Here is a 6,782-nt window from a genome sequence, read left to right as displayed (position 1 = left end):
GCGACCATTCGGCGAGCTTGCTGAAATACGGCTCCTCGCGCCAGCGATCGGGGCAATGGTCATCGACGGTGACGTTGACCCGCGTCCTGGCTGAAATGCACGATGATGCCCAACTTCGCCGGGAACCAGTCGTCGTCGAGATGGCCTTGCAGCCAGGCGCAGACAAACGAGCGGCACATCTGCGGACGGCAGTCGTAGATGCTGCATCCCGTGCCCGTCTGCCAGTGCGTGCAAAGCTGGTTCACCGGCTTGTCGACGGCGGCGACCTCCATGATATCGCAGCAGGCGTTGCACGATCCGCATTGCCGGGTCAGCGGCGCTGTCTTCGGCAAGCCGATCGCGCGAAAGCATTGGCCGTCGCGGACCAATAGCTTCTGCTTCTCCAGTGTGTCCAACGCGCGCTCGATCTTGAGGCGGGATAGTCCGGTGGCATCGATCACGCCCTTCATCGTCGTCGCGCCTGCCTCTACGGCACGGGCGACGCTTAACATTGCCTGACCCATTTTTTGTTGCTCTTATTCCTCTCTTATTACTGTGCGCCCGATCCGCCCTATACGATCTTCCCATTCAGCTTATCGTCGAGGTCTCGACCGTGCGGTTGCGAGCACTTCGGCCGGATGTCGATGGCCATGGCCCCAAACGCCAGGAGCTGATCGCGTCATGCCCTCGCGGGGATGCTTTGTCATCATCGCCGCAAGCGAATCATTAGACTAGAGGCACGCCTCTATTCCACGCTACCGGCGCCGCGGCGCAAATCGGCTTCGATCTGCAACCGCGTGCCACCGCCGAAGCGGGCGCGGTAGACCTGAAGGTTCTCCATGATCCGCTGCACGTAGTTGCGTGTCTCGGAGAACGGAATCAGCTCGACCCAGTCGACCGCGTCGACCTTGGGGTCGCGCGGATCGCCGTAGCGATCGATCCACTTCTTCACACTGCCGCGGCCGGCATTGTAGGCGGCAAAGCTCATGATGTAGGAGCCGCGATAGTCCTCGAGCAGCCCACCGAGCTCGGCCGAGCCGAGCGTGGCGTTGTAGGCCGAATCGTTCTTCAGACGCCCCAGATCGTAGGTCCCGCCGTGCCGCTTGCAGACGTAGCGCGCGGCGTCCGGCGTCACCTGCATCAGCCCATACGCCTGGGCCGGCGAGACGACCGAGGGATTGAAGGCGCTCTCCTGCCGCGCGATGGCGTAGATGATGCTGCGCTCGACCTCGGGGCCGATCGGCGTGAACTGCGGAATGCCGTTGACGGGATAGGCATAGAAATCGAACGGCAGCCCGCGATTGAGCGCGGCCTTGCCGAGCAGCAGCATGCCGCGCGCGTCGCTGTGGCGCTGGGTGAGCTCGCCAAGGCCGGCTAGCGCTTCGGGATCGCCGTTCTCGCCCATGTCGGCGAGCAACGGTATCGCCATCTCGCGCTCGTCGAGCTCATAGAGCAGCTGCGCGGCGCGCACGATCTCCAGCCGTTCGGCACCGCGGCTGCGCGGCTGAGCGTTGAGCTCGATCTGCGGCAGGCCGAGCTTGGCGCGTGCGAGCTGGCCGTAATAGCTGGTGGATTGCTCGGCGGCCCGCGTGTAGGCGTTGCGCGCCTCCTGCTGGCGGCCTGCAGCTTCCGCAGCGCGGCCCTGCCAATAGCCGGCGCGCGCCAGCGTGGTCGGATTGACGCTGCCGATCCCGATTCGGGCAAAATGCTGGGTGGCAGCCGCGGGATCGTTGAGGAAGCGTAATGCGATCCAGCCGGCTGTGAACTCCTGCTCGGTCTTGTAGATGTCGCGCGAGGGCAGGGCGGCATCGCGCGCGATCAGATAGGCGCTGCGGAATTCCTCGGTGTCGATCATCTTGCGCGCCAGGAGGCGCCGCTCGATCCACCATTCGTCGAGATTGTAGAGCCGGCCCGGATCCTTCGGTGCCGACAGCATGAGCTGGGCGGCTTCCGCAAATTTCTCCTCACGGCGCAGCAGCTGGATCTTGCTGAAGATGAAGCCGGGATCGCCGTGCAGCTCGCGCGGCACGGCTTCGAGCAGCGCTCGGGCATTCGGCGCTTTCTTGAGCGAGGCGATGCGGGCCTTGGCGAGTGCGACATAGCCGGCGCCGAGGCGCTTCGCAGCACGCAGTGCAGCCTCGTTCTCGCTGCCGTAGAGCAGCGTGTCCATCCGCGCCTTCTGATCGCCGGGCGTCAGCAGCGCGCCGAACTGGTCGAGTGCGTTGTTCTCGGTGTCTTCCGACATCGGGTCGCTGCGCCAGGCATCGCGCACCAGACGTTCGGCGTTGGCGCGGTCGCCGCGCGCCAGCATCGCCTTGGCGAGCGTGAAGCGGCCCTTGGCGGACACGGGCGATTCGTTCTCGAACCACGACCACGCGACCTGGTCGTCGCGCCTGTCGTCCCACATCGCGGCCTCGAGGCGCCGGCGTAGGAAGGTCTGCGACGGCCAGCTCGGATTGGCGGAGAGGAAGGCGCGGTAGCGCTCCACCGTCGCGCCATTGTCCTCGCTGCGAAGGATGATCCATTCCGCGAGTTTTCGCGCGACGGGATCCGAGATCGCGGCCGCGGCATTGGTCGCGTCGCCCGACTTGCGCTTGCGCACGAGCTCGATCACGGTTTCCAGCGTGTCCTTGTCGGCTTGCGAGGTCGAGGAGGTCGCGGCAACCGCAGCCGGTGTGACCGGCTTGCGCGGGGCGGCATGTTGGCGGGTCGCAGGAGCCAGGACCGGAGCCGCGACGGGTTTGGCGGGGGCCGGGGCGGTCGGTCTGACGATGGCCGTCGCAGCCGGCGCGGGGGCGGTCTTCGGGACTGAGCCGCCAGCGGTCGGCGTTGACTTTGGCGCGGCAGCGGTAGGCTTCAGCTTGTCCTTCGCAGGTTCCTTGTCTGCGTTCTTGCCAGCGTCCTTGCCCGCGTCCTTGGCAGGCTTCTTCGCGGCATCCTTGGCGGGGGCACTGGTCGCGCCCTTGCTTGCGCCCTTGGCAGCGTCCTTCGAAGATTCCTTGCCGGTTCCCTTGGACGCCCCCTTTGCAGCGTCCTTGGGGGCTGGCTTGGCTGCGGGTTTCGCGGTTTCCTTCGCGGTTTCCTTGGCCGTTTCCGCGGTTGTCTCATTGGATTTGGCCCAGGCGGCGCAGCCGGCCGACAGCCCTGCCATCAGGCACACGATCAGGCCGGTGGATCGCCATGCGGCGCGCGGAAATGAGGACACGGCGTTTCGTCGCCCCGAATCAGTCAATTGGCTCAAGACCTAGCTGTACAAGATCTGGCTGTATTTGATTGAATATGCGGACAAATTACCAACAGCCGCTTACCTTCGCCCGGTTTGCACCACCACCGCGGCAAAATCGCGGCCTAAACGGTGCGTCAGACGGGAGCGGGTCTTTTACCGGCGGGATAGACCCGATATGAATGCGGCCTGCGCTCAAGATTGCCGCGTACGGAGGAAGTCCATGGCAGCCAAGACAAAATTCCGGGGATCGTTCACCGCCTTGGTCACGCCCTTCAAGAACGGCTCGCTGGACGAGGCGGCGTTTCGCTCCCTGGTCAACTGGCAGATTTCAGAGGGTACCAATGGCCTGGTTCCCGTCGGCACCACCGGAGAGAGCCCGACGCTGAGCCATGACGAGCACAAGAAGGTCGTCGAATGGTGCATCGAGGAAGCGAAAGGCCGCGTGCCTGTCGTCGCCGGCGCCGGCTCCAACTCGACCAAGGAGGCGATCGAGCTCGCCCAGCACGCCGAGAAGGCGGGCGCCAATGCGGTTCTGGTCGTGACGCCCTACTACAACAAGCCGACCCAGGAAGGCATGTACCAGCACTTCAAGGCGATCAACGACGCGATCGGGATTCCGATCATCATCTACAACATCCCGCCGCGCTCGGTGATCGACATGTCGGTCGACACCATGGCGCGGCTGTGGGAGCTCAAGAACATCGCCGGCGTCAAGGACGCCACCGCCAGCATGGTCCGCGTCTCGCAGCAGCGCGCGGCGATGGGCGAGGACTTCAACCAGCTCTCGGGCGAGGATGCGACCATCCTCGGTTACATGGCGCATGGCGGCCATGGCTGCATCTCGGTGACATCGAACGTCGCGCCGCGGCTGTGCTCCGAGTTCCAGGCCGCCTGGGCGAAGGGCGACCATGCCACCGCGTTGAAGCTGCATGACAAGCTGATGCCGCTCCACAACAACCTCTTCATCGAGAGCAATCCGGCGCCGATCAAGTACGCGCTGTCGCTGCTCGGCAAGCTGGACGAAACGCTGCGGCTGCCGATGGTGCCGGTCACCGAACCGACCCGCGTTGCCGTGCGCAGCGCGATGGTTCATGCTGGCCTCATCAACTGACGCGCTAGCCGAACGGGGAATTTTTCATGGCGATCGAGGAAAGAGGCACGCGGATGCTCACGGAGTTCCGCGAGTTCGCCATGAAGGGCAACGTCGTCGACCTCGCGGTCGGCGTCATCATCGGCGCGGCCTTCGGCGCCATCGTGACGTCGCTGGTCGGCGACGTGATCATGCCGATCATCGGAGCGGCCACCGGCGGCCTCGACTTCTCGAACTACTTCACGCCGCTTTCGGGCAAGGTCACCGCCGCAAATCTGGCGGACGCGAAAAAGCAGGGCGCCGTCTTGGCTTGGGGCAACTTCCTCACGCTGACGATCAACTTCATCATCATTGCCTTCGTGCTGTTCCTGGTGATCCGTGCCATGAACAAGTTGAAGCGCAAGGACGAGGCAGAGCCTGCCGCTCCGCCGAAGCCGTCGGCCGAGGTCGAGCTGCTGACCGAGATCCGCGATCTCCTCAAGAAGTCTTGACGCGCGCGCTTCATCCAAACTGTTAGCGTCCTCGCGCATCTCGATCAGGTTTGTCTTCCATGGCCGACAAGAACGAACGTCCGATCAAGGTCATGGCGGAAAATCGCAAGGCCCGCTTCAACTATGCAATCGAGGATACGATCGAGGTCGGCATTGCGTTGACCGGTACCGAGGTCAAGTCGATCCGCAGCGGCAAGAGCACGATCGCGGAATCCTACGCCGATTCCAAGGACGGCGAGATCTGGCTGATCAACGCCACCATTCCGGAATATCTCCAGGGCAACCGCTTCAATCACGAGCCCAAGCGGCCGCGAAAACTGCTGCTGCATCGCAAGCAGATCAACAAGCTGATGGGCGCGGTCGACCGCGAAGGCATGACGCTGATCCCGCTCAAGCTTTACTTCAACGAGCGTGGCCGCGCGAAATTGCAGCTAGCGGTTGCAAAGGGCAAGAAGCTGCACGACAAGCGCGAGTCCGAGAAGAAGCGCGACTGGAGCCGGGAGAAGGGCCGCCTGATGCGTGCGAGGGGATAGCGGGATGACTCAGAGAAACCTGCTCGAGGTCGATTGGGCCCGGATTCCCGCACCCGCGGACGACGGTGGTGCCGCGCACCTGAAAGGCATGACATTGCCGCCGGTCAGCCTGCTCGCGACTGACGACACGTCGGTCGCGCTGTCGGCGCTGCGTGGCCGAACCGTGGTGTTCGCCTATCCGCGCACCGGCGAGCCCGGCAAGATCGCGCTGGTCGACGATTGGGACATGATCCCGGGCGCGCGCGGCTGCACGCCGCAGACTTGCGCATTTCGCGATCTGTTCGCCGAGCTGAAGGCCGCCGGCGCCGCGCAGGTGTTCGGCCTCTCGACCCAGAGCAACGCGTACCAGACCGAAATGGCCTCGCGGCTGCATCTGCCGTTCCCGGTGCTCTCGGACGAGAAGCTGGCGCTGACGCGCGCCCTGAATTTGCCGACCATGGAGGTCGCGGGCCTGACGCTGATCAAGCGCCTCGCGCTGATCGTCGACGATGCCAGGATCACGCATGTGTTCTATCCGGTATTTCCGCCCGACCGAAACGCCGGCGATGTCCTGGACTGGCTGAAGGCCAATCCCGCCACGGGCTCGTCCAAGGATTAGTCGAGGTCGGCCTTCACCTTCGCGAACACGGAGCGGAACATGTCCGGCGTCAGCACGCGGGTGTTCGTGTTGTAGCGGGAGCAGTGATAGCTGTCGTAGAGCCTGAATGCGCCTGCCTGATGCACGGCGCCGTGACCGAAGGGGGCCTGTGATCCCTTCAGGTTCAGCGGCTTGAGCACGGTGTCGTGCGCAATGCGCCCGAGAGCGACGATCGCGCGCAGGTTCGGCATCGTTGCGAGATTCGCCGCGAGGAACTGCCGGCAGGTGTTGATCTCGACCGGCAGCGGCTTGTTCTGCGGCGGCACGCAATGCACCGCATTGGCGATCCGACAGTCGACCAGCTTCAGGCCGTCGTCGGGACGCGCCTGATATTTGCCCTTGGCGAAGCCGTATTCGAGCAGTGTGGCGTAGAGCAAGTCGCCGGCATAATCGCCGGTGAAGGGACGGCCGGTGCGGTTGGCGCCCTGCATCCCCGGCGCAAGGCCGACGATCAGCAGGCGAGCCTTGATGTCGCCGAAAGGCGCAACCGGTGCATTGTGCCACAATGGCTCGCGCGCGCGGTTCGCCTCGCGAAAGGCGACCAGGCGCGGACAGAGCGGACAGTCAAGGTCGGGGACGAGGCTGAGAGGCTGGCGGCTTGACCGGGCCGCCTCACTCCTCGAAGTCGTCATCGCCCCTCGCCGGCGCCATCGTGGTCGCGCGCTGGAGGAACTGCGGAGCGTGGTGGCGCGCCTCGCGGTCGCCGCGGTCACGCGGGGCGGGGCGCTCGGACGGGTCGCGGCCGAGCTTGGACTGCAGCTCGACGAGGTCGGTGAAGACGTCGGCCTGCCGGCGCAGCTCATCGGCGATCATCGGCGGCTGGCTC

6 protein-coding genes and 2 pseudogenes are annotated in these 6,782 nt (G+C 64.8%); 4 read left to right on the top strand and 4 right to left on the bottom strand.

The annotated features are described in order from the left end of the window. Together IVB47_RS16295 and IVB47_RS16290 are read right to left on the bottom strand one after the other, a co-directional pair. Window positions 1–503 (bottom strand): annotated as a pseudogene (locus tag IVB47_RS16295) (YkgJ family cysteine cluster protein); the annotation flags it as partial. 221 nt (window positions 504–724) lie between these two features. Beyond that, window positions 725–3,130, bottom strand: a complete 2,406-nt coding sequence (locus IVB47_RS16290) for a lytic transglycosylase domain-containing protein (RefSeq protein ID WP_247463187.1) — start codon at window positions 3,128–3,130, stop codon at window positions 725–727. Window positions 3,131–3,425: 295 nt separating this feature from the next. Here IVB47_RS16290 and dapA point away from each other — a divergent pair, with 295 nt between their 5' ends. Genes dapA through IVB47_RS16270 form a run of 4 tightly spaced genes read left to right on the top strand, consistent with a single transcriptional unit; the run spans window position 3,426 to window position 5,917 of the window. Next, window positions 3,426–4,316 carry a 4-hydroxy-tetrahydrodipicolinate synthase gene (dapA, locus tag IVB47_RS16285; protein WP_007603384.1) on the top strand — a complete coding sequence of 297 codons (891 nt, stop codon included), beginning with the start codon at window positions 3,426–3,428 and terminating at the stop codon, window positions 4,314–4,316. 26 nt (window positions 4,317–4,342) lie between these two features. Then, window positions 4,343–4,786: a large conductance mechanosensitive channel protein MscL gene (gene mscL / locus IVB47_RS16280; RefSeq protein WP_155809647.1), complete on the top strand. Its 444-nt coding sequence runs from the start codon at window positions 4,343–4,345 to the stop codon at window positions 4,784–4,786. Between the two features lie 59 nt (window positions 4,787–4,845). After that, a complete protein-coding gene (gene smpB, locus IVB47_RS16275; protein WP_027567292.1) occupies window positions 4,846–5,319 on the top strand; it encodes an SsrA-binding protein SmpB in 474 nt (157 codons plus the stop codon). Between the two features lie 4 nt (window positions 5,320–5,323). Then, window positions 5,324–5,917, top strand: a complete 594-nt coding sequence (locus IVB47_RS16270; protein ID WP_247462605.1) for a peroxiredoxin — start codon at window positions 5,324–5,326, stop codon at window positions 5,915–5,917. Here IVB47_RS16270 and IVB47_RS16265 read toward each other — a convergent pair. Next, window positions 5,914–6,588, bottom strand: coding sequence for a uracil-DNA glycosylase (locus tag IVB47_RS16265; RefSeq protein ID WP_247462603.1), 675 nt, complete (start codon window positions 6,586–6,588; stop codon window positions 5,914–5,916). The two genes, IVB47_RS16270 and IVB47_RS16265, sit on opposite strands and share 4 nt — an antisense overlap. Continuing rightward, window positions 6,569–6,782 (bottom strand): annotated as a pseudogene (locus tag IVB47_RS16260) (NYN domain-containing protein); the annotation flags it as partial. The gene IVB47_RS16265 and the pseudogene IVB47_RS16260, both read right to left, overlap by 20 nt.

It is taken from the genome of Bradyrhizobium sp. 62 (assembly GCF_023073035.1).
Classification (GTDB): Bacteria; Pseudomonadota; Alphaproteobacteria; order Rhizobiales; family Xanthobacteraceae; genus Bradyrhizobium.
This window is presented reverse-complemented; position numbering and strand designations above follow the sequence as displayed.